Raw genomic sequence first — 20,261 nt, 5'->3', positions numbered from 1 at the left:
CCCCAAGTTAGACTAAAGGCTGATTGAAAAATCGGCCTTTTTTTTGACTTAATGATAATCCTATTTATTTAAAATAATTTAGACCAAAACAAGGGACAGTTAACTAGATTTTAAAGTAATATTTACTACGCTTAATATATGCGCGCCTACTGCGAGCACTTCTAAAGGATTTTTTATGTCGTACCTACGCCGTTTTACTATTTTTCAGCGCTTAGCTATCTTGGTAAGTTTGGTCGTTGTTGGTTTACTTTTTTTAAGTATTACCAGTTTAACTCAGCAATATAGTTCACTCAAAGCAGGCCAATATACGAAAACAAAAAATCTGGTTGAAGCTGCTTATAGTGTTATTACCCATTATCATTCATTACAACAAAGCGGCGAACTCACCGAGCAACAAGCCCAACAAGGTGCACTAACTACGATAGCTAGTATTCGCTATGACAATGACAATTACTTCTGGATCAATGATTTTCAGCCAGCCATGGTTATGCACCCTTTTAAACCAGAGTTAAACGGTAAATCACTCAGCAACAGTAAAGACCCCGATGGCGTACCGTTATTTGTTGAAATGGTTAAAATAGTTAAGCAAAGTGGTGAAGGTTTTATCCCTTACAAATGGCCTAAACCAGGCAAAGATCAGCCAGTTGATAAAATAGCCTATGTGAAAGGTTTTACCCCATGGCAATGGATAGTCGGTTCAGGTGTCTATATTGATACTATTGATGAGGCTTTTGCCAGCTTACGGAATTTAGTTATTCTCAATGCCGCAGTGATTATTTTGCTATTAATTAGTTTAAGTTACTTAATCGCCAGAAGTATTTTATTACCAACTCGGCTTGCTGCAAATATGATGAAAAGTATCTCTCAAGGTGAAGGGGATTTAACCCAAACCTTAGATGAAAATGGTAATGATGAGGTATCACGGTTATCTCGCCACTTTAATTTATTTACTACCAAAATGCGTGAGTCACTTAAACAAGTGGCAAATAATGCCAATGATGTTAACCAGCATGCCCAAACAGTGGATGATGCGAGTAAAACCAATCATTCTTTTATTGAACTGCAAAACGATAGCTCAACGCAAGTCGCTGCAGCAATGGAGCAAATGACCCACCAAATTCATGATGTAAGTCGCAATGCCGAAGCGGCTGAACAAGCCGCTAACCAAGCCGCGGTGAATGCATCTGAAGGTAAAGAAGTCGTTGCTAAAACAATCCAAGCCATAGAAACACTGTCCAAAAATATTGAGATTGTGAGTCAAGTTACCGCTGATTTAGCTCAAGAAAGTAATAATATAGGATCGGTACTAGACGTGATACGCGGTATTGCGGAGCAAACCAATTTACTGGCACTCAATGCTGCAATCGAAGCGGCACGTGCTGGCGAACAAGGCCGGGGGTTTGCCGTTGTAGCTGATGAAGTACGCACTCTTGCAAGTCGCACAGGCAAGAGTACAGACGAAATTCAGGCGATGATAGCCAAATTACAAAAAGGCGCAAAGGCGGCCGTAGAGGCGGTAACAGCTAGCCAACAATTATCCACCAGCACAGTACAACAAGCCGGATCTGCCAATACCTCATTAACTGAAATTGAACGTCTGGTGTCAGTGATCACCGATATGAATGGTCAAATAGCCCGTGCGACTGAGCAACAATCAAGTGCTGCGGATGAAGTCAATTTGCGAATTAATGAACTATCGCAATCAACCGAACAGTCTCTGGCCAATACATCACAACTTTCTGGTGCGAGCGATAATCTTAAACACAGTAGCCAACAGCTAACTGATGTGGTTAATCGCTTTAAATTAGATTAATTAACAAAAACAAATTACAAAAAAGCCCCGTCATTTTATATAACGGGGCTGTTGTATTTAATACTGCTTATTATAAGCAGTAACGAGCAAATAAACTGCTTAGGCCTGCTGCAGTTGGTTTACCGTGCTGCCAATCACCACCTTCAACACCACTACCGGCAATATCCATATGCACATAAGGTAAAGGCTGTGCTGACTCACAACCATGCTTATCAAGGCCACCAACAATAGCTAAAAATGCCATAGGGAACTGATGACCACGTGCGGTAACTGCTGATGCTGCATTGTTACTTGATAATACGTCATCAGCTAAAGTACGCGGTTTAATAAAATCATAGTCTTCGCGACGGCTGCGAGAAACTTCTGCACCATCAGCCCATAAGTCACCACTGTCAGCCAGCTTACGAGAAATATTAGCCGCACGTGCAGGGCCATTTTCAACGTATGCACTGTAAGGTCCCATTGCACGAGCTGCATGTCCGGTTAAGGTTGCGACCGTAAAGATTTCAGGATTAACTTCTCCTTTTGCTAAATCTTTCATCTCGCTGAGTAAATCCCCCATAGCTAAGCGCCCTTCTGCATCCGTATTACCGATGCGAACACGTACGCCCTCACGGCTAGTAATAATTTCATCTGGTACAAAACAATCAGAACCAATTGAGTTACGAACTACCGCTAAGTATGCAATAACTTTAACGCCTTGTGGTTGAAAGTCTGCCACTGATTTCATAAAACCAGCAACAGAGGCTGCGCCGCCTTTATCACGGCTCATACCGGCCATATGCCCGCCCACTTTCAAATCGGCACCACCGGTGTCATATACTAAGCCTTTACCGACAAACATTAAGGTACGTGTTACTTCGCCCTCTGGTACATATTCAAGTTTTACAACCCGAGGGTGATGACGCTCAACCGCATATGAAGCGCGAGCTACGGTACTCATCATCGGGTACTCTTTATCAATCGTGGCAATATCTGCAATCACTGCAACATTGACCTTGCTGCCTTTAAATAAATCCACACAGTAATCAGCAAAACGTGGTGGCGCCATACGCTCAGGCTCAGTGCCACATAAATCACGAGCAGCATACTGCCCTGCGGCAATGGCATTCACTGCTTTAATTGTTTGCTCATTAGCACCAAACAAGGCTATTTGAGTGATCGGTTCAATGCTTTCGCCATGAAACTCGCGCGCCTCAAGCGGCTGCCACAACGCTTGGCAAGCACCAAGATAAGCAACTTCTAAGGCATACTGATAACGGCTATCTTGGCTTGCTTGTGGTAAGTAAATAGCAGGTTTTGTACTGCCTGATGCTTTAGCTTCATTAATAGCCAATTTAGCTGCATCAAAATAACGACGTACATCGTCATAATCACGATTTAATGGACCTGTCGGCGCTAAAATCACCCGTTTAGAATCAACAACAAGCAGCGTGACTTGCTTACCAATACGTGCATCAACCGCCATTTGCGCTTTAATAGCTTGGCTTAGATTCGGATCGTCTAACTCAGAAAAATTATCGGCAATAATAATAAGCGCATCATGTTTTGCGTTATCTAATTGCGGGGCTGCAACTGCGTGAGGATATGCCATAAAAAAAGGTCCTGTTGTCAAAAAACGTAGGAGCTTATTATCATTGATTTAAATAGCTATTGCCAGCAATGTACGACGAGCTAACATAACGCTGGCAACTTGGAGTTACAGTGTAAAATAAAGCAGTTACTCACTGCCCACTTATCGTTGATTGAAGCAAATAGCGCGCAGTATCTTAGTCTAATATACTCAGCTGTACATGTTGCTGCGGTTCATTTTTAACACCGACCCCTACACCGAGTAACCGCACTGGCTGCTGCAAGCCACGTTGATATGCTTTGCTCAGCAGCTCAGCCAAGATAGTTTCATCAAGTCGGTGGCAAGTTTGATCGGCCGATGTAACCACAAAATTAGCAAACTTCACTTTGACACTGAGTTTATTTATACGTTGCTCTAATTGCTGCTTTGTTAATCGACGTTGAAGCTCAGCCAATAATATTGGCAATTGATCTAAACACGCTTGTAAGCTGGTTTTATTATATTCGTAGGTATGCTCAACACTGAGCGATTTACGGGTACGTTCTGTGGATACTTTACCAATATGTAAACCGGCACATTTTTGATACAGCGAGACCCCAAAGTTACCAACGTGTTGCTGCATCCAATTAACCCCTTTAGCGCGCACATCAGCACCGGTGTATAAGCCTTTTAAATTGAGTTTTTCAAGGGTAACCTTACCGACCCCGGGTATTTTACCCAAAGGTAATTGCGCTAAAAAGTCATCCACTTGCTCAGGCAATACTACAAATTGACCATTCGGTTTATTTTCATCACTGGCAATTTTGGCAATAAATTTTATCGGCGCAATTCCAGCCGAAGCAGTTAAACCGGTGGCTGCAAAAATATCGGCGCGGATCTGCTCTGCCATTAAGGTCGCACTACCATGGCATGCATTACTGTCAGTCACATCAAGGTAAGCTTCATCTAAAGAAAGAGGCTCTATAAGATCGGTATAGTGCTTAAATACAGCACGAATTTGCGAAGAGGCTTGTTTATAAACTTGCATACGCCCTGGTACAATCACTAAATCTGGGCATAATTGTTTAGCACGGTAGTTAGACATCGCAGATCGCACACCGTATTCGCGGGCGATGTAATTTGCTGTAGAGAGCACTCCACGGCGACTATTGCCACCAATTGCCAAAGGTACATTAGCAAGCGCGGGGTTATCGCGCATTTCGACCGCTGCGTAAAAGCAATCCATGTCAATATGAATAAACTTTTTCATTCCTCAAACCAAGCACTGTACAAATGAACAGTTATTATTCATTAAGTTTGATTTATTAGCAAGTCATCAGCTCGATGATTCTTGCTGTGAAGATTTTTTACGATTAAATAACCTCGCACCGAATAACCAAAAAGCACCTTCTAAAATAAAACCAACTACGATTAGTATCACCATCCCAGAAGCATTGCCCATCGCATAACAAACTAATGCCAAACAGATCACCACCAGTAGCGCTAAGCGTTTCATTATTTTTGCTGTCACTGTATTCATAATTAGCTCCTTTAAATCAGATTAAAGTATTCATTTACGTAACCGTGAACTACTAAAACTAGCACATTTTCACTGTTTTCCTAATTATCTTGAGCTAAACAGCACCAATTGCTAATCTACGTTTTTACTTTAAAGAGCTGTCGAATATGCAATCATTCATAGAACAACATCCTATCCATACAGCAATTAATGTTGCTTGGGGAGAAATGGATGCCTTACAACATGTCAATAATGTGGTGTATTTTCGTTATTTTGAAACTGCTCGAATTGATTTTTTTAATCAAATAAATTTACTCGAAGATTTACAAACAACAGGTATTGGTCCTGTGATCAGTGAAAATAACGCGCGTTATAAACGCCCTGTCACATTTCCTGATACAGTGTTGGTAGGCGTTACCATCAGTGATATTCAAAAAGACCGTTTTATGATGCACTACAGAGTATTTAGCCAAGCGCAAAATGCCTTGACTACATTAGGGTCATCGCAAGTGGTGATGTTTAATTTTAAAACGGGTAAGAAAGCACAATTAAGTGAGCCATTATTGGCTGCATTACATAAGTACAGCCGAGAATCATAAAAGTAAGGAATCATTATGCGTTACAACCCACTTGGTAGCAGTGGTCTCAATGTGTCTCGTGTATGCTTAGGCAGCATGACGTGGGGCGTACAAAATAATCAAGCAGATGCTGATGAGCAAATTGCTTATGCCTTAGAGCATGGCGTAAACTTCATTGATACTGCAGAAATGTATGCCATCCCTCCCACTCCAGATACGTACGGAAAAACAGAGCAAATTATCGGTAATTGGTTAGCGCGTAATCCAAGTAAGCGAGACGATATTGTGCTCGCCACTAAAATTGCTGGCAATGGCCTAGCTTGGATACGCGATGGCGGCGATATTACTCGTCAAGCAGTCGTTCATGCAGTTGACGAGTCATTAAAACGCCTACAAACCGATGTAATTGATTTATACCAACTACATTGGCCGAATCGTCAATCACCGCACTTTAGCAAACAATGGCCAGGTATGATCCGTTTTAGTGACGCCAATACAGAGCAACACACAGCGGGTATGCTCGATATTCTTGAAGGTTTAAACGACTGTGTTAAAGCTGGTAAAATTAAACATTGTGGTCTCTCTGACGACACGCCATGGGGTATTAGCCAATTTTTACGATTAAGTGAACAACACAATTTACCGCGCATGGTCTCTATTCAAAATGAATTTAGTTTATTACACGCTAAAGATTGGCCTTATCTAATAGAGCAATGTATTCACGAAGATATTGCTTATTTACCTTGGTCACCCTTAGCAGGCGGTATGTTAAGTGGAAAATATTTAAATGGCGCACGTCCCGATGGTAGCCGCTGGACACTGGTGCAGCGTAATGGTTTATTCCGTGACACAGCACAATCGCAACAAGCAATCAGCCACTATGTTGAAATTGCCCAGCAATACCAAATAACCCCAGCACAATTAGCGCTTGCATGGTGTGACCAAGTTGATGGTGTTACTTCTTCAATTATTGGTGCAACCAGCTTAGTACAACTAAAAGATGACATTGCCGCGTTCAACATCGAATTAAGCGAACAAGCTTTAACTGATATTGGTAATGTATTTAAGCAATACCCAATGCCATTTTAATCAATAAAGCCCAATCATTATCAATGCTTGGGCTTTCCACCAGATTAAAACACTTGAAAAACAACCTACTCACAAATAGTGAATCAAAAAAACACCACTACAGCATTAAAAAATTAACTTAATGCAATAATTTACCATCCTTTAGTAGCGCAAAATATTAGTTATTGTATACTCGATTTAAATTGTTAGCGGATAAAGTAAATATAGCTATGCGTATTGTCTATTACTTCGTTACATTATTCTCTTTTTTTTCAAGCACCTATGTACTTGCTAATAATACCGATGAAGTAACTCACATAACTTGGCTCCAAAGTGATGCGGCGCCTTTTCATCTGGCTAAAACAGCGCAAACTCCAGATGGAGGCTTATGTGATTACTTAGTCGAACAGCTCATCATTGAGTTACCCGATATAGAGCATACCCGCGAAATGTTGCCGCAAAAACGTATAGGCAAGTACCTCGATGAAGGTCAACAAGCATGTTACCCTTGTATGATCCACCGTAAAGTTAACACCCCGCGAGTGATCTATTCGGTGCCAACAACGGTGTACCCACCATTTGCTATCATTGCCTCAGCTAAAACAGCGAAAGTAATTAGCCAACAACACAGTTCACCGATAAATTTAGTTAAACTACTGACAGATAATAAATTTATTTTTGGTCAATCCGCTGCGCGTAAATTTACTCCAGAGTTAAATACCATCGCTCGAAATACTAAAAGCGACCAACATACATCATTAAGTTGGAACAGTGAAAACGAAAGCAGCTCGGTGATCAATCGGCTCAATCATGGGTATATTGATTACACTATCGACTATCCTTTTTTAGCCGATTACTACAACCGCTTCAGCGAATTTGATAATGTAGTAACCTTACCTATTGCCGATCACGCCGATAAGCTGGTTTTAGGTGCGATTGGCTGCTCAACCAATGCCCCTAATAATTTTGCTAATAATGCCTTAAAAAAAATAAATCGAGTGCTAACAAATAGCATACTGCCGTCTGCAAAGTACCAGCAAACACAGCGTGTATTGCTTGAAAATACCTTTGCGGATTTTGATCAACAATATCAACAACAGATATTAAAACTTACTCAGCCAACCACTCTTGCTGAATCAATAAGTCTGAGCCCAAGTGTAACTGAGCAATAAATGTACTTCCTGCGTTCACAGCTCCTACTCCTGCAGGTGTGCCAGTCATAATAATATCGCCATCAATTAAAGTCATAAACTCACTAACTTGGGCTGAAATAACCGCGGGTTTATAAAGCATTAACTCAACGCCGCCTTGTTGTCGCACCTTATTATCTATCAGTAAGGTTAAGCTTAAATGCTCAATAGCTTGTTCGTCTATTTGTACAAACTCACTAAACAATGCAGAGCCATCAAAGGCTTTCGCGCGTTCCCACGGTAAACCGCTGGCTTTTAATTTACTCTGTAAATCTCGCTTAGTTAAATCCAGTCCCACCGCCACAGCAGCTAAACAGCCATTGTTAACTTGAAAACAAATTTCAGTCTCAAAATGTAATTGCTCATCCTTATGAGTACACATTAAGGTATTTGTTATCGCGCTTGGCGGTTTTAAAAATACCACCATTTCGTCTGCCACTTGATTACCAAGCTCAGCAATATGCGCAGCATAATTACGACCAATACAAATGACTTTTGATGGATTCACTGGTTTCATTTCGATCTTTCCTATTCAATAAAAAGCAGCTTAGACTACTTTTTATGACGTTTATTGGCAATTAACTTCGTATTGCTATTTATCTAGATCGATGTCAGTGGTGTTAAGCCTAACAAAGGCGTTACTGGCATGAAATCCCCTCAGTAGATACATGCTCGCTGGTGATGTTGAGTTTCGCAATCGACACCTGCCATGGCGCAGCTGTACTTAACTGCCAAGGTGAGAATACTTGTCCTAAATTAACACCTTGCTGTGAAAAACACCGTAAATCAATGCTTAAAGTCTGCCATTCATTGGTTGCATTTAGCTGCTTAGCAATATCCAATTTACCTTGGCAATCATCACCACATTGCATACCAAGCCAAAGCGGGGCATCGGCACTTTGCTCAACCTTAATTTGCATTTGTAATTGCCCTGCTTTTTCAACAAACGAACGTAAATCAGATGGGAATGCCGCACTTAAACGCACTGCTGCTAGTTCATCGCCGCTGAAGGTAATTGCACGCGCATCTTCTTGAACGTCTTTATCAAAGGTTTTAACGCTAACAGCTCCGATTGATTCGCGACTACTTGCCATCACTTTTTGCTGCTCACCACTTTGTAAATGCAGACTCCATGGCGCTTTAACCGCGCGCTCAAACAAGACTAAATCATCAAGCTGTTGTGACGTTCCCATTTGTTCAACAAGATCATCTTGTAAGGTGTTTTTATCTGAATAAGTTAAGCCAAAACCATACGGTAATAATGGCGAATAATCTTTATCACCACGATTTTCGTTATCAACTGGGTTATTCGGCCAAGAAAACGACAGCTTGCCTTTAAAATCATGATTTACTGAGCCATCTACATTTGCAAATAACACATCGCTAATTGCATCCCCTTCGCTACCTGGCAACCACGTCGCAACAAACGCATCACTGGCATTAAGCTCTGCGTTTACCCACATTGGGCGGCCGCTAATAAATAACGATACAACGGGAATACCGGCTTGCTTGAATTTTCGCAGTAGCGCTAAATCCGTTTTATTACCCCGCTGATATTCAAGATTATCTAAATCCCCATTGCCTTCTGCATAAGGTTGCTCACCAAATACTACAATAGCGACATCTGGACGAGTATTGAACTCACCGTTTAAGTCATGCTGAACTTGCCCGCCCGCTTGCTTAACAGTGTGTTCAATACCATCCAAAATCGACGTGCCACCTGGGAAATCGCTATTTTGATTCCCCGTACCTTGCCAAGTAATACTCCAACCGCCAGATTGCATACCGATATTATCAGCACCTAGACCGGCTACTAACACATTTGCTTTTGGCGAAAGCGGCAGTAACTGTTGTTTATTTTTTAGGAGTACTAAAGATTCGCGAACTGCTTGTTTTGCGATTTTACGATGTTCAGCACTACCAATGACCTCTGTTTTTCCTGAAAGTGGACGATTTGCAGGACTTGCTTTATCAAATAAACCCGCACGCATTTTTACTCTCAGAATACGCGTTACCGCATCATCAATTCGTGATTGCGCAATTGTGCCATTGTTAACTTGTGCGATAAGGTTTTCATAAAGTGGCTTCCATGCATCAGTAGGCACCATGTATACATCAAGGCCGGCATTAGCGGCTTGTGCGCAGTTTCCATTGGTACAACCAGGAATTTGTCCATGACCATTCCAATCACCCACAACAAAGCCATCAAAACCCATTTTGCCTTTTAGCACATCAGTTAAGAGATATTTACTGCCATGGATTTTTTCGCCATGCCAGCTATTAAACGACGCCATAACTGTTTGTGCTCCAGCACCTAAGCCTCCCACATAACCTTGCGCATGAATGGTAAATAACTCTGCTTCGCTGGTAATATTATTACCTTGGTCATCACCGCCTTGTGTACCACCATCACCAATAAAATGCTTAACCGTACTGATCACCCGTTTATCTGATAAAAAGTCTTGATCAACTGCGCCTTGTAAGCCTTTTACTATTGCGGCTGAGTAATCTCTAACAATTTGTGGATCTTCTGAATACCCTTCATAAGTGCGGCCCCAGCGGTCATCTCGTACCACAGCAACGGTAGGTGCAAACACCCAATCAATACCGGTTACCATCACTTCTTGGGCGGTCGCTGCAGCAATTTTTTCAATCAACTGTGGATTGTTAGCCGCACCTAAACCGATATTGTGCGGAAATAACGTCGCACCAATAACATTATTATGACCATGAACTGCATCGGTTCCCCACATAGTTGGGATACGGCTACCATCAAGGGAATCATCTACTGATGCTTGGTACATTTTTTCGGCTAGTTCAATCCAATCAGCAGCCGTGGCATGTTTATTATTATTAGGAAAAGCCCCACCGCCATTAAGGTAAGAACCAAAACCATATTGACGCATATCTTCCACTGTAATATCGCGAATTTCAGGTTGGATCATCTGGGCTACTTTTTGCTCTAAGCTCATTGAGCCGAGCAAGTCAGCAATTTTTTGCTCCATATTGGCATCGTCTTTAACACCGCTTTTGATCATCGGCCAAATCTCATTGGTCGCTGCTGTTTGTTCTGATTGCGAACAGCCATTCATCGCCATTGCTGCAATCATCATTACCAAAAGAGTACGTGGTTTTGTTATTGTCATGTTGTCCACCTAGTTATCAATGACGAGTTGAAGTTGTTACTTTTGAGCCAAATAGCGCAAAGTAAGTAATATATAAATAGCAGCCGATCGGCAGTAATAGTGCTAATTGCACACCAAAATTGTCAGCTAGGACGCCTTGTAATAATGGAATAATTGCACCACCGACAATGGCTAAGCATAAAATACCTGAACCCTGAGAGGTATATTTGCCAAGGCCTTGTAGGGCTAAACTGAAGATGGTTGGGAACATAATTGAGTTACATAGTCCGACCAACAAAATAGCCCACATTGCTAATGCCCCTTGTCCTGTCATCGCCATTAACACCAGTACCACGGCAAGTAATGCATGACATGCCAATACCTTACCTGCATTGAGTTTTTGCATGATGGCAGCACCAATAAAGCGTCCTATCATGGCGCCCGCGAAGTAATAACTAATATAATGTGCTGCTTGCTGTTCAGTAAAACCCGCAATATGGTCTAAGGTTAAAAAGCCCACTAAAAAACTGCCGATTGCGACTTCAGCACCGACATAAACAAAAATGCCAATGGCTCCTAAAATTAAATGGCGATACTGCCAAACACTACCTAAATCAATAAAGTTCTCAACATATTGATTTTCACTCTCAGCATCTGCTGCTTTGCCAAGTTTAGGTAATTTTAAAAAAGCAAAAATCCCCGCAAGTACCAGTAAGCTTGCTGAAAGCATTAAATAAGGAAGTTTAACTTGCTCTGCGGTTGCTTGGCTGACTTCAGTTAGAATAAGCCAGCCACCAAAGATTGGCGCAACCGTAGTACCTAACGAATTAAATGCTTGGGTCATGGTTAAACGCGACGACGCTGTTTTTGCAGCGCCAAGTACGCTTACGTATGGATTGGCTGACACTTGTAAGATGGTAATCCCCGAAGCCAGTACAAATAGCGCCAATAAAAACAGCTCATAAACATGCGCTACGGCTGCGGGATAGAATAATGCACAACCAACCGCGGCCACCACTAAGCCCACCACAATACCAAATTGATAACCTATTTTACTCACCAACTTACCAGCAGGTATCGACATCACAAAATAAGCCCCAAAGAAACAAAATTGGATTAGCATCGCTTGGGTATAATTGAGTGAAAACATCCCTTTTAAATAGGGGATCAGAATATCGTTCAGACACGTAATAAACCCCCACATAAAAAATAAGGTGGTCAACGACGTTAAAGCAAACGTTTGTTTGCCCATTGGTTGTAGGCTATGTTCATTCGTTGCCAAATTGTGTGTGACGTTTGCCATATTAAACTCTCTAATTATTTTAATTATCAGTTAGTTACGCTTATTGAAGTACTTTTTCACTACTTAAAAAAGCAAATAATAGTTGCAACATAAAATGTAAGCGCTTACATTTATATCATATAAATCGAAATTAGCAATTTATTTACAAACATTCTGTAAGCGCTTCCATTTTTAATGACTATGCTGTGCTTAATGTAAAAGTAATTGCCAAAACTGAATGTTAAAGGATGCACCTAATCGTGTTTAAAACTATTTCTCTACCGCCTAGCTCTGCGCTACTTAAACCTCAGTTTACCTTTGGTGTAGCCACAGCCTCATTTCAAATTGAGGGAGCTCGCAGCGCTCGCCTGACATCTATTTGGGATACTTTTTGCAACCAACCAGGCGCCATCGCAGACAATAGCAATGGCGATACAGCCTGTAACCATGTTGAACTATGGCAACAAGATATCGCAATGATTGCTGACTTAGCCGTTGATGCGTACCGATTATCAATTTCATGGCCGCGCGTATTGCATCAAGATGGCAGTATTAATCAGCAAGGCATTGGCTTTTATCGTGATTTATTAACGGCTTTAAAAGCACGCAATATCAAGACCTATGTCACCTTATATCACTGGGATCTACCCCAACACTTGGAAGATAACGGTGGCTGGTTAAACCGTGACACCGCCTATGCATTTGCTCACTATACTGATTTAGTTACCAAGCAGTTGACAGGTTTAGTTGACTCTTATGCGACTTTAAATGAACCTTTTTGCAGTGCCTATTTAGGCTATGAAGTGGGTGTGCATGCACCCGGTATTAAAAGCCAACAAGCAGGTCGTCAGGCGGCTCATCATTTATTGTTAGCCCATGGTCTTGCCATGCAAGTACTGCGCGCCAATTGCCCTAATATAGAAGCTGGTATTGTACTTAACTTCAGCCCAGCTTATCCACTGACAGAAAACGATACACAAGCAGCATTATTAGCCGATCAATATCACAATCAGTGGTATATCAAAGCAGTTTTAGAAGGTCTGTATCCGGCGCTTTTAAATAGCCTCAGTAGTGAAGTGCAACCCCATATAGCTGCTGATGATATGGCGATAATCAGTCAAAAAATCGACTTTATTGGCGTTAATTACTATACCCGCATACACTACAAAAACACTGATGATAACTGGTTTGCCGAAGCAAAAATCAACAACATAGCTGTAACTGACATGGGCTGGGAAGTCTATCCACAAGGTTTAACTGAATTGTTAGTATCATTAAATGAGCTATACCAACTACCTAAAGTTTATGTAACTGAAAATGGTGCGGCCATGGCAGATACACTACAAGATGGCCAAGTACTCGATACAGAGCGCGTTAGTTATTATCATACCCACCTCAATGCAGTGCATGACGCAGTTGAACAAGGGGTTGATATACAAGGCTATTTTGCATGGAGCTTAATGGATAACTTTGAATGGGCATACGGCTATGAAAAACGCTTTGGTCTCGTTTATGTTGATTATGAAAACCAGCAACGCATACTAAAAGAGAGCGCAATACAATATCGCGCATTGCTCACACAGCGCAAAAAATAATAACAACATGAGTGCCAATTATGCTAACTAGAAAAGAAAAAATAGCCTATGGCTTAGGTGATACTGCAAGTAACATCATTTTTCAAACCGTGATGCTATTTTTAACTTTTTTCTATACCGATATATTTGGTATTTCTCCGGCCATCGTTGGTACTCTGTTCCTAGTGGTGCGAGTTATTGATGCAATCACCGATCCGTTAATGGGGGCGCTCACCGATGCAACCCGAACCAAATATGGTAGTTATCGGCCTTACCTATTGTGGCTCGCGATCCCGTTTGGGCTGGTTAGTGTAATTACTTTTACCACACCAGATTTAAACGCGACAGGAAAAGTCATCTACGCGTTTGTCACCTATACGCTATTAATGCTGGTTTATACCGCAATTAATATTCCTTATTCAGCTTTGGGTGGAGTACTAAGTCGCGATCCGAGTGAACGCGTATCCATTCAATCTTATCGTTTTGTATTTGGTATGCTCGGTGGCTTACTCGTCAGTGCTTGCACATTGCCATTAGTAAGCTGGTTTGGTAAAGGCGATAATGCTCTTGGCTATCAACTTACTATGATACTGATGAGCTGTTTCGGTGTGATATTATTTTTGTTCTGCTTTCGCTTTACTAAAGAACGCGTGGTTGCACCACAGCAACAAACCCTTAGCCTCAAAGCACAAATGGCAACGTTGTGGCAAAACGGTCCTTTTAAAATACTCTGTGGTGCTGCCATTATGCTGCTCACGAGTATGGTGCTGCGTACGACTTTAGCAATTTATTACGTAAAATATGTTCTTGGTGAAGCCGACTTAGTTACGCAATTTGTTACCTTGGGAATGATCGGTAATATCCTTGGCTGCGCCTGCGCACAACCACTGAGTAAACGGGTTGATAAAAAAGCAGCATATATATATCTCCAATACATCTCTGCGGCCATAAGCTGTTTTGCATTTTTCTTATCTGACGACCAATTAGTGCTCGCGTTTGCAGTCTATTTTTTATGGTGTTTTTTCACCCAAATGGCAACTCCATTGTTATGGGCAAAAATGGCAGATACAATTGACTACGGACAATGGCAAAATGGCCATCGGCTAACTGGCTTGGTCTATGCAAGCGTGGTGTTCTTTATTAAACTAGGCCTGGCACTGGGCGGAGCTATTGCTGGTTGGTTACTGGCTTACTATGGCTATCAAGCTAACACTGAGCTTAATGAAGCAACTAAAGCCGGTATTTTAACCTCGTTTACACTGTTTCCTGCAATTGGTAGTGTACTTGTCGCGTTGATCATGAAAAGGTATATTCTTGATAATAATACCTTAGAGAAAATAAACGCTGATTTAGCCCAAAGAAGTAGTACTTAACAAGGAATATCATGGCGACCATTTATGAGGTGTCAAAACTTGCTGGGGTCTCATTAGCGACCGTTTCAAGAGTAATGAATAATAATACTAATGTCAGTGATGCAACGCGAAAAAAGGTAACCGTTGCGATGACACAGCTTGGTTACCGGCCTAATTCCATTGCACAATCTCTCGCATCTAATTGCTCGAATAGCGTAGGCTTGCTCGTTTCTGAGCTACACGGGCCATTTTATGGACCGATGATGAGCGACATTGAAAATGCGTTTCGTAATCAAGGTAAACACGTCATTATTACCGCAGGCCACAGTGATGCCGATCGTGAACAGCAAGGGATTGAGTTTTTAATTAGTCGCAATTGTGATGGCTTGATTTTACATGTTGAAGCCATCAGCGACGACTACTTGATAGAACTGAGTAAAGGCAGCACCCCCTTTGTACTGATCAACCGTTTGATCCCAGAGCTTGCCGATCGGTGTATCGTTTTAAATAATATCAAAGGTGGATATTTAGCAACCAAGTATGTCCTTGAGCAAGGCCATCGTGACATAGCTTACATTAGCGGGCCACTTTGGAAAAAAGATGCTCAGGATCGCTTAACCGGCCATAAACAGGCTCTCGCTGAATTTGACTTAGAATTTAATGAACAATTGCTTTATCAAGGCGATTTTATGGAAACCAGCGGCTCGGCAGGTTTTAAGTTATTCCATGAAAGTAACCACGCTTTTACAGCTTTAATTTGTGCTAATGATGAAATGGCCATTGGTGCAATGGCCACAGCCCGAGAATATAGCATTAAGCTTCCCGAACAATTGTCGATCATGGGTTATGACAACGTATTTTTTACCCGTCATATTTACCCGCCACTAACGACTATTAACTACCCAATTAATGATATAGGAAAAATGGCAGCAAAGTGGATTTTAAGCAAAGTTTACGGTAAGGGTGAATTACCGTTACAAACATTATTTGAGCCAGAACTGATCGTCCGTCAATCAATTATTACTAACCCTCAATAAGTTGGGTTAGTAATGCTAAATTAATCGGTTTAAGTAATACTTGCTCTATCTCAAGGAGTTCAATTTGCTTCGGTTCTGGCTGTATACCACTGACGATTACTCGCTTTAAATCTGGATAATACTGCTTTGTATAGCGAGCTAAATCCAAGCCACTGCCATCAGGCAAATGCATATCTAATAACACTTTATCAAATTGAGAGTCATTTTTTAGAATTGCTAAAGTATGCTCATAACTAGTTGCAACAACGGTTTCAACCCCTAAACTTTCCAGTAATAACTGGGTGATTTGCGCCGCATCTGCATCATCTTCAACCAATAAAAAACGCGCACAACTTTTTACTCGCGCTGGTTGCGCTAATTTATCAACGGGCTTATTAGCCGCCATAGAGTAATTAGTTAAGCACTGATAAAGTAAGCTTGAATCAACAGGTTTGCCTATCACATCGTTAAAGCCCAGCGCCAATAACTCGCTATGTATACCTTTCATCGTGGCAGCAGTAAGCGCGATTACCGCACCCTTAAAACCCATTTTTCTAAGTTCAATCGTAGTTTCTTTGCCCCCCATCACCGGCATATGAATATCTAAAAATATAATGTCGTACGGATCACCTTGCTGTTGTGCTTTAGTTACTTTATCAAGTGCTTGCTTACCGTGTTCAGCATAATCAACCTTTGCACCAGCAGAAGAGATCATATGCCCAACTAACACCCGTAAATCTCGTAAATCATCAACCACCAATACTCGGCCACTGACTTTACAAGGGGCCATTTTTTGCTGCATATTAGGTGTCAAATCGAGCTTCAATACACTGCGCTCTACATATTGAATATTGCCCGGATACACTGAAATAGTAAATTCAGATCCATGACCAATAGCAGACTCTAATGTGATCCCGCCCTGCATACGACTCAACAATTCAGAGCAAATAGCTAAACCTAACCCCGCGCCGCCAACTGAGCGCGATTCTACATCGGCTATTTGTTCAAATGGTTTGAATATAAGTGCTTGTTTCTCAGGGGCAATACCCATTCCAGAATCTTTAATACTAAAAAACAGCATTTCACGGCCATCAATAACTTTTGTCCATGCGTGAACAATGATATCGCCTTGCTCGGTGAACTTAATCGCATTATTGATGATATTAATTAAAATTTGCCGAAACCGTGTCGCATCAATACTAATTACAAGAGGCAAAGGTTGTAATGACTCAAAACGCAGCGACAGCCCTTTATCCAGCGCAGATACTCGCATTAAGGTAAACACATCAGCCATTAAACTATCAAGGTTGACATCACTGCAGCTGAGCTCCAGTTTATCGGCAGCTATTTTTGATAAATCGAGAACATCATTTAACAAGCTAAGTAGATGCTTACCATTACGATAAATAACCCCTAACTCATTATTGGCATGATTGTTAAATTCACTTTGCATAAGCAACTCGGTATAGCCCAAGATTGACGATAACGGGGTGCGTAGCTCATGGCTTAAATGTGCTAAAAAGCGGTCTTTAGAACGATTCTCAGCCTCTGCTTTAAGTCGTTCAAGGCGTTCATCTTCAACATCGCGTCGGGCTAATGCGTAGCGAATAGAGCGGGCAAAGCGACTTGAGCTCATTTCACTTTTTACGAGGTAATCAACAGCTCCTGCATCCAAAGCGGCTAAATCAAGGGCGTCGTTTGATTGCCCGGTGAGCATAATGATAGGGCCATTAAAACCATTTTCTACAGCTTGTTTTAATACTGCTAAGCCGTCTGAAGCCCCTAAGCGGTAATCAAGCAGGCAAATATCATGATGATTTTTACTCAGCACCTTAACTGCCTGCTTGGGATCACTGATCCACTCTATATCAAATGTATGCGAACTCAGCTGCTCTAGATAATCACAGGTTAAAATATAATCATCTTCATCGTCTTCAACAAGTAACAGTCTGGTTGCCTTATCTAACATAGCGTCTCCAGTTTTTTATTTAGTCATTAAACGTACTAGGTAACTCTACAAACTCCACCCAGTACTTACCTAACGTTTTCATTAGTTCAACTAAGCCATCAAACGTAACTGGTTTAGTAATGTATGAAGCCGCGCCTAAATCGTAACCCTTAACCATGTCTTCCTCTTGCTTAGACGTGGTTAAAATAACTACAGGAATACCTTTTAAGTTTGAATTGCCTTTAATCGCTTGCAACGCTTCGCGTCCATCCATGCGTGGCATATTCAAATCCAATAAAATCAACCCAGGTCGTGGCGATGAGTTTTTGTCTTCAAACTTACCTTTACGCTCTAGGTACTCCAAAAGCTCCACACCATCTTCAACAAAGTATAACTCGTTTAATACACGGCTTTCAGCGAGTGCGTCTTGCGTTAATAAACGATCATCTTCATCATCATCAGCCATTAAAATGGTGATTGGCTTTACTTTAGAAAATGGCATTTAAGCCTCTCCTTGCAATGTGAAAAGCTCGCTTTCCACAGGTAGTTTTATGATGAAGGTTGCTCCCTCACCGGTTTCACTTTGTGCCGCTATCGTACCGCCGTGACGCTCTACAATACGTCGGCACACGGATAAACCAATCCCAGTGCCTTTATATTGCGAACGCCCATGCAGACGTTGAAACGGAACAAAAATTTTGTCGGTATATTCTGGCGCAAAACCAATACCGTTATCTTTAACTGTAATGATTTGCCATTCCAGCTCTGTATTATAATCATCATTAAATTCAGTCTGATGCTGATACTCAATAGTGATAATTGGTGCCACATCTGGACGTCTAAATTTCACCGCATTTGAAATCAAATTCAAAAATAGCTGCTGCATTTGGCTCAGATCTGCTTGTATTACTGGCATTTCGCCCACGTTGACCTGCGCATTTGACTCTTTAATCGCAATTTCTAAATCGCTTAGCACATCATCAAGTACTTGCTTTAAATCCGTATCGGCAAAGTCTTTACCACGTGTTGTCACTCGCGAAAACTCTAACAAGTCATTAATTAAATTAGACATTCTTTGCGCTGCATTTTTCATACGCGCGATATAATCAATGCCTTTTTCACCCAATTCGTCTTTAAACATGGTTTCTAAGCGATCACTAAATGCTTGAATTTTGCGCAGTGGCTCTTGCAAATCATGACTCGCTACAAAGGCAAACTCTTCAAGCTCACGGTTACTGCGACTTAGTTCATCAGAGTACAAGGTCAGCTCTTGTGTACGCTCGGTCACTTTACTAGCCAGTGTTTCGTTTTGATATTCAAGTTCCTGCTGATATTTTGCCGCTGTATGTAAGTTAATACGCGTGAGCATAAACATACCAAGGATCAATAAAGCACTGGTTACGGCAGTAATTGCAAAAGTGAGTTTGGCTTCTTTTTTAATTTGCCCTAACTTTCGAAACTGCACAGCTTTAAAAGCAGACTCCGCATCTTGAATTTCATCAGCGAGCTCTCTAATTTGCTCGTAAAGCTTACGGCCTTGATGCGTCTCTAGTAAATAATGAGCACGGCGTTCTTTATCTGCTAATGCTAAATCAACGGTTCTGGTTAATACCGCAACTTTATCATCAACCAAAAATAGTAAACGCGCTACTTTATCTGCTTGGCCTGCAATTTCAGTACGTAAATTTTTAACCAGTGTAGCTTGTGAATTGAGCTGCATAATAGCGTCGTTGTAGGGTGCTAAATAATCTTTATCGCCCGTTAATAAGTAACCACGTTGTCCTGATTCTGCCTGCACAATTGAAAGATGAAGCTTCTCAATTGCGGTGTTTAACATATTAGTATCATCTAAACGCTGTTGGGTTTGAGTCAGGCTTTGAATGGTATTCATTGCCAAAATCGCATTCCCCACCACAATACACAGCAGCACCGCGATAAAACTGGCCCAGGTTACCTTGACCTTACCTTGTTGCTTTTGCAGCTTCATTTATAATCCTTTTATATTATCTTATTCAACGACGCCGAGATTCGATATTTGTTCTAAGCTGTCACTGCATTGCTGGCAATTACTTATTATTTTATCAAGTGCTGCCAATGCTTTTTCTTTTGGCATATCATTTTCTAGCACTAATTTAATCAATTCTGCATTCATCGATATACGATTCAGTGGTCCGCGTGCATCATGAATCAACTTATTGATTTTATCGTTATTAGCCATGCTACCCCTTTATTGATTACTTGAGT

The 20,261-nt window shown here is 41.3% G+C and carries 17 protein-coding genes; 7 read left to right on the top strand and 10 right to left on the bottom strand.

Annotated features, from left to right (window positions below; genetic code table 11):
* Positions 1-175: 175 nt before the first annotated feature.
* Positions 176-1,813, top strand: coding sequence for a methyl-accepting chemotaxis protein (locus H5154_RS10985; RefSeq protein WP_182718307.1), 1,638 nt, complete (start codon positions 176-178; stop codon positions 1,811-1,813).
* A gap of 70 nt (positions 1,814-1,883) precedes the next feature.
* On the opposite strand, the gene H5154_RS10980 is transcribed toward H5154_RS10985, so the two are convergent.
* The 3 genes from H5154_RS10980 to H5154_RS10970 form a co-directional block, all read right to left on the bottom strand.
* Positions 1,884-3,407, bottom strand: a complete 1,524-nt coding sequence (locus H5154_RS10980) for a leucyl aminopeptidase family protein (protein ID WP_182718306.1) — start codon at positions 3,405-3,407, stop codon at positions 1,884-1,886.
* 175 nt (positions 3,408-3,582) lie between these two features.
* Positions 3,583-4,635 carry a DNA polymerase IV gene (gene dinB / locus H5154_RS10975; RefSeq protein ID WP_182718305.1) on the bottom strand — a complete coding sequence of 351 codons (1,053 nt, stop codon included), beginning with the start codon at positions 4,633-4,635 and terminating at the stop codon, positions 3,583-3,585.
* A 66-nt stretch (positions 4,636-4,701) separates the two neighbouring features.
* The gene (locus H5154_RS10970) at positions 4,702-4,905 is read right to left on the bottom strand and encodes a hypothetical protein (protein ID WP_259398497.1); all 204 of its coding nucleotides are present in this window, start codon (positions 4,903-4,905) and stop codon (positions 4,702-4,704) included.
* A 146-nt stretch (positions 4,906-5,051) separates the two neighbouring features.
* Here H5154_RS10970 and H5154_RS10965 point away from each other — a divergent pair, with 146 nt between their 5' ends.
* From H5154_RS10965 to H5154_RS10955, 3 genes are all read left to right on the top strand, one after another.
* Complete coding sequence (locus H5154_RS10965) at positions 5,052-5,483, top strand: thioesterase family protein (RefSeq protein WP_182718304.1); 432 nt, start codon at positions 5,052-5,054, stop codon at positions 5,481-5,483.
* A gap of 15 nt (positions 5,484-5,498) precedes the next feature.
* Positions 5,499-6,551, top strand: coding sequence for an aldo/keto reductase (locus H5154_RS10960; RefSeq protein WP_149981211.1), 1,053 nt, complete (start codon positions 5,499-5,501; stop codon positions 6,549-6,551).
* A 209-nt stretch (positions 6,552-6,760) separates the two neighbouring features.
* Entirely contained in the window at positions 6,761-7,702 is a 942-nt protein-coding gene (locus H5154_RS10955; RefSeq protein WP_182718303.1) for an ABC transporter substrate-binding protein, read from the top strand.
* Here H5154_RS10955 and H5154_RS10950 read toward each other — a convergent pair.
* The 3 genes from H5154_RS10950 to H5154_RS10940 form a co-directional block, all read right to left on the bottom strand.
* Entirely contained in the window at positions 7,641-8,237 is a 597-nt protein-coding gene (locus H5154_RS10950) for a fumarylacetoacetate hydrolase family protein (RefSeq protein WP_182718302.1), read from the bottom strand. The genes H5154_RS10955 and H5154_RS10950 overlap by 62 nt on opposite strands.
* Before the next feature lie 121 nt (positions 8,238-8,358).
* A complete protein-coding gene (locus tag H5154_RS10945; RefSeq protein WP_182718301.1) occupies positions 8,359-10,866 on the bottom strand; it encodes an exo 1,3/1,4-beta-D-glucan glucohydrolase in 2,508 nt (835 codons plus the stop codon).
* A 16-nt stretch (positions 10,867-10,882) separates the two neighbouring features.
* Positions 10,883-12,097: a sugar MFS transporter gene (locus H5154_RS10940; RefSeq protein ID WP_259398498.1), complete on the bottom strand. Its 1,215-nt coding sequence runs from the start codon at positions 12,095-12,097 to the stop codon at positions 10,883-10,885.
* Between the two features lie 290 nt (positions 12,098-12,387).
* On the opposite strand from H5154_RS10940, the gene H5154_RS10935 reads away from it, so the two are divergent.
* The 3 genes from H5154_RS10935 to H5154_RS10925 are packed head-to-tail and all read left to right on the top strand — an operon-like array spanning position 12,388 to position 16,090.
* Positions 12,388-13,722: a GH1 family beta-glucosidase gene (locus H5154_RS10935; RefSeq protein ID WP_310736611.1), complete on the top strand. Its 1,335-nt coding sequence runs from the start codon at positions 12,388-12,390 to the stop codon at positions 13,720-13,722.
* Positions 13,723-13,742: 20 nt separating this feature from the next.
* Positions 13,743-15,074, top strand: coding sequence for a glycoside-pentoside-hexuronide (GPH):cation symporter (locus H5154_RS10930; RefSeq protein WP_182718298.1), 1,332 nt, complete (start codon positions 13,743-13,745; stop codon positions 15,072-15,074).
* A gap of 11 nt (positions 15,075-15,085) precedes the next feature.
* A complete protein-coding gene (locus H5154_RS10925) occupies positions 15,086-16,090 on the top strand; it encodes a LacI family DNA-binding transcriptional regulator (RefSeq protein ID WP_182718297.1) in 1,005 nt (334 codons plus the stop codon).
* Here H5154_RS10925 and H5154_RS10920 read toward each other — a convergent pair.
* Genes H5154_RS10920 through H5154_RS10905 form a run of 4 tightly spaced genes read right to left on the bottom strand, consistent with a single transcriptional unit; the run spans position 16,077 to position 20,235 of the window.
* Positions 16,077-18,038 carry a hybrid sensor histidine kinase/response regulator gene (locus H5154_RS10920; RefSeq protein WP_182718296.1) on the bottom strand — a complete coding sequence of 654 codons (1,962 nt, stop codon included), beginning with the start codon at positions 18,036-18,038 and terminating at the stop codon, positions 16,077-16,079. The two genes, H5154_RS10925 and H5154_RS10920, sit on opposite strands and share 14 nt — an antisense overlap.
* 19 nt (positions 18,039-18,057) lie before the next feature.
* The gene (locus H5154_RS10915) at positions 18,058-18,519 is read right to left on the bottom strand and encodes a response regulator (protein WP_145241192.1); all 462 of its coding nucleotides are present in this window, start codon (positions 18,517-18,519) and stop codon (positions 18,058-18,060) included.
* A complete protein-coding gene (locus H5154_RS10910) occupies positions 18,520-20,004 on the bottom strand; it encodes an ATP-binding protein (RefSeq protein WP_149981220.1) in 1,485 nt (494 codons plus the stop codon).
* A gap of 21 nt (positions 20,005-20,025) precedes the next feature.
* Positions 20,026-20,235 (bottom strand): histidine kinase, encoded by a 210-nt coding sequence (locus tag H5154_RS10905; RefSeq protein WP_145241196.1) that lies wholly within the window; start codon positions 20,233-20,235, stop codon positions 20,026-20,028.
* Positions 20,236-20,261 lie beyond the last annotated feature (26 nt).

Source organism: Pseudoalteromonas sp. SR44-5 (assembly GCF_014163675.1).
Lineage (GTDB): Bacteria > Pseudomonadota > Gammaproteobacteria > Enterobacterales > Alteromonadaceae > Pseudoalteromonas > Pseudoalteromonas rhizosphaerae.
This window is presented reverse-complemented; position numbering and strand designations above follow the sequence as displayed.

What these genes read in the sequence shown, in the direction of transcription:
- H5154_RS10985 (WP_182718307.1), top strand. Translation starts at nt 176, where the DNA reads ATGTCGTACCTACGCCGTTTTACTATTTTTCAGCGCTTAGCTATCTTG.
- H5154_RS10980 (WP_182718306.1), bottom strand. Translation starts at nt 3,407, where the DNA reads ATGGCATATCCTCACGCAGTTGCAGCCCCGCAATTAGATAACGCAAAA.
- dinB (WP_182718305.1), bottom strand. Translation starts at nt 4,635, where the DNA reads ATGAAAAAGTTTATTCATATTGACATGGATTGCTTTTACGCAGCGGTC.
- H5154_RS10970 (WP_259398497.1), bottom strand. Translation starts at nt 4,905, where the DNA reads ATGAATACAGTGACAGCAAAAATAATGAAACGCTTAGCGCTACTGGTG.
- H5154_RS10965 (WP_182718304.1), top strand. Translation starts at nt 5,052, where the DNA reads ATGCAATCATTCATAGAACAACATCCTATCCATACAGCAATTAATGTT.
- H5154_RS10960 (WP_149981211.1), top strand. Translation starts at nt 5,499, where the DNA reads ATGCGTTACAACCCACTTGGTAGCAGTGGTCTCAATGTGTCTCGTGTA.
- H5154_RS10955 (WP_182718303.1), top strand. Translation starts at nt 6,761, where the DNA reads ATGCGTATTGTCTATTACTTCGTTACATTATTCTCTTTTTTTTCAAGC.
- H5154_RS10950 (WP_182718302.1), bottom strand. Translation starts at nt 8,237, where the DNA reads ATGAAACCAGTGAATCCATCAAAAGTCATTTGTATTGGTCGTAATTAT.
- H5154_RS10945 (WP_182718301.1), bottom strand. Translation starts at nt 10,866, where the DNA reads ATGACAATAACAAAACCACGTACTCTTTTGGTAATGATGATTGCAGCA.
- H5154_RS10940 (WP_259398498.1), bottom strand. Translation starts at nt 12,097, where the DNA reads ATGGGCAAACAAACGTTTGCTTTAACGTCGTTGACCACCTTATTTTTT.
- H5154_RS10930 (WP_182718298.1), top strand. Translation starts at nt 13,743, where the DNA reads ATGCTAACTAGAAAAGAAAAAATAGCCTATGGCTTAGGTGATACTGCA.
- H5154_RS10925 (WP_182718297.1), top strand. Translation starts at nt 15,086, where the DNA reads ATGGCGACCATTTATGAGGTGTCAAAACTTGCTGGGGTCTCATTAGCG.
- H5154_RS10920 (WP_182718296.1), bottom strand. Translation starts at nt 18,038, where the DNA reads ATGTTAGATAAGGCAACCAGACTGTTACTTGTTGAAGACGATGAAGAT.
- H5154_RS10915 (WP_145241192.1), bottom strand. Translation starts at nt 18,519, where the DNA reads ATGCCATTTTCTAAAGTAAAGCCAATCACCATTTTAATGGCTGATGAT.
- H5154_RS10910 (WP_149981220.1), bottom strand. Translation starts at nt 20,004, where the DNA reads ATGAAGCTGCAAAAGCAACAAGGTAAGGTCAAGGTAACCTGGGCCAGT.
- H5154_RS10905 (WP_145241196.1), bottom strand. Translation starts at nt 20,235, where the DNA reads ATGGCTAATAACGATAAAATCAATAAGTTGATTCATGATGCACGCGGA.